The organism is Bilophila sp. 4_1_30, from assembly GCF_000224655.1.
In the GTDB taxonomy this organism is placed as follows: domain Bacteria; phylum Desulfobacterota; class Desulfovibrionia; order Desulfovibrionales; family Desulfovibrionaceae; genus Bilophila; species Bilophila wadsworthia.
In genome coordinates, this window is the sequence record NZ_JH114231.1 from 107653 (window position 1) to 109620 (window position 1968).

1 protein-coding gene and 1 pseudogene are annotated in these 1968 nt (G+C 64.1%); both read right to left on the reverse strand.

What is annotated here, in order from left to right; all coding sequences use genetic code 11:
• Positions 1-1401, reverse strand: a 1401-nt coding sequence (gene hflX / locus HMPREF0178_RS00535) for a GTPase HflX (RefSeq protein WP_009367952.1), incomplete at its 3' end; no start/stop codon positions are given.
• Positions 1402-1759: 358 nt separating this feature from the next.
• A pseudogene (locus HMPREF0178_RS00540) lies at positions 1760-1968 on the reverse strand (single-stranded DNA-binding protein); the annotation flags it as partial.

Here is a 1968-nt window from a genome sequence, read left to right on the forward strand (position 1 = left end):
AAGGATGCCGTCCACAGCCGCGATCTGGCGGTCGAACTCGGGATGCGAGGCATCGGCCACATGCAGCAGCAGATCGGCGGCCTCCAGCTCCTCAAGGGTGGCTTGAAAGGCTTCGGTCAATTCCTTTGGGAGGTTGCGGATAAATCCGACCGTATCCGCCAGCACAAGTTCGTGCTCTTCGGGGAAGCGGAGCCGCCGGGTGGTGGGGTCCAGCGTGGCGAACAGCTTGTCTTCCGCCAGCACCTCGGAGCGGGTCAGGGCGTTGAGGAGCGTCGATTTTCCGGCGTTGGTGTAGCCCACCAGCGCGGCCACCGGCAAACCCTGCCGGGCGCGGCGGGCACGGGTAAAGGCCCGTTGCTGGCGCAACCCGTCAAGCTCTTTCTTGATCTTGGCGATACGCTCACGGATGCGGCGCCTGTCCGTTTCCAGCTTGGTTTCCCCCGGGCCACGGCCGCCGATGCCGCCCATGAGCCTGTCCATAGCCCGGTTTTTGCCCACAAGCCGGGGCTGCGTGTACTTGAGCTGGGCCATTTCCACTTGCAGCTTGCCCGCCCGGGTTGTTGCGCGCTGGGCGAAGATGTCCAGAATGAGCTGTGTCCGGTCGAGCACTTTGCGCTCGGTGACTTCCGAAAGGCTGTTGAGCTGAGCGGGCGTGAGTTCGCCGTCGAAGATGATCAGCGAGGCCTGGCCCTGCAAGGCCAAAATCTCAAGTTCCGTCAGTTTGCCTTTACCCAAAATATGCCGGGGATGGATGTCGGCGACCCGCTGGATAAGCGACCCGGTCACCACGATGCCTGCGCTGCGCGCCAGTTCCCGGAGCTCCTCGATGTGCGTTTCCTGTATGGCGCGGGGGAGGGGAGAGACGGATACGAGGATCGCCCGGGGGCTGTCCCCCGCCTCCGAAGCTTCGGAGAGCACGCGGCCAAGTTCCTCTTCCAGCGAGACGGCTTCGGCGTTGAAATCGATGTCCACGCGATCCCATGCGGTCATGGGATGGACGCGGTAAGGCTTGCTGTCCGCGTTGGGGGGAAGCAGGTGCCCGCTCTGAAAGCTGACGGGATCGCCGTAATCGTTGACGGTCAGCACGGAAACGCTGTCCAGGCGCAGGAACAGCATGTCCATCAAGTCTTCTTGGGAAAGCCCGTCCGGCGAAAGGTGCGTGTGCATCAGGCGGATGCCGCGCAGACGGCCCGCCGCGCCGCGCCCGCGCGGCAATTCCGGGATCAGGATGGACGCGGGATCGCCCACGATAACCATATCCACCTTGCCCTGCCGATCGATGACGAGGCCGACCTGACGCCCGAGTGCGCGTGAAAGGAGCGCGAGTTCGCGGGCCTGTTCCGTTGTGTAGCCGCCCTGTACGGGATATCGCCGTTGCCCCAGACGCGTCAGCGCCTTCATCTGGCTGGGCTTCAGGCCCGCCGTGTTGCCTTCCAGTCGCGTAGCTATGATCAGTGCCTCGTGTTTATGGATGAAAAACGGAGCTTGCCTCTTTCCAAGGTGCTCCCCTGTGATCCGATGGCGCGTGTTTCGGAGGCGTTGCCATCAACGGACACGCCGTATGATGCGGAAAAGTTACCTTTGAGTCAAACACGGAAACCCCGTCTCCCCCAGCCGTACATCGGAACGAACTCCTTCCGCGCGGCCTCCCCACCAGTCAAACGTCTTGGGAGGGGAAAGGGAGGGCGCGAGCCGCGCTGGCAGGTTTGGGGAGGAGAAGGGCCGCCACCCGGTCACTCTTTCCCTCCCCAATATTTTTCTAGAACGGCACGTCGTCCATGCCGCTGGCCTCGGAAGGAAACGCCGGGCCCAGATCTTCGTAATCGTCCTGCCGCTGCTGCGGGCGCTGCTGGGGACGGTTGCCGCCTCCGGGCTGAGCGGGGCGACGGGGAGCGCTGTAGCCGCCTTCACTGCCGCCCGCGCCGCTGGGCATACCGCCCTGTTCGCCGCCGCGCTTGTCGAGGAACT